1 protein-coding gene is annotated in these 389 nt (G+C 69.7%); it reads left to right on the top strand.

Annotated elements, in window-relative coordinates:
• On the top strand, positions 1-389 hold a 389-nt coding region (locus tag IF89_RS39780), incomplete at both ends, for a hypothetical protein (protein ID WP_199820686.1).

Genomic DNA, 389 nt, shown 5'->3' with positions numbered 1-389 from the left:
ACGGGAAGTGGCGACCGCCGCCGCCTACGACAGCTACGGGCGTGCGGTGAAGACCACCGACGAGACCGGGACGGTCACCGAGACCGTGTACGACCCCGAGGAGGGTGCTACCGGCCTGGTCGTGTCGCAGAAGACCACCGACCGGGACGGCAACGTCCTGCAGGAGACCTCCAACTCCCTTTCCGCGGACCGGCGCACGGTCACCGGGACCGTCACCCGCACCGCAGACAGCAGCGGGAAGCTCACCGCCCGAGAGCAGACCACCTTCACCTACGACAAGTACGGGCAGACCGCTTCGCAGACGGTCTCCTGGGCCGACGGCGCCGGTGAGGAGGGGCGGGGTGAGGGGCCGGGCGAGCTGAAGACTGAGGTCAGCCGGACCGTTGAGG

It is taken from the genome of Streptomyces sp. NRRL F-2664 (genome assembly GCF_000719345.1).
Taxonomy (GTDB): Bacteria; Actinomycetota; Actinomycetes; order Streptomycetales; family Streptomycetaceae; genus Streptomyces.
This window is presented reverse-complemented; position numbering and strand designations above follow the sequence as displayed.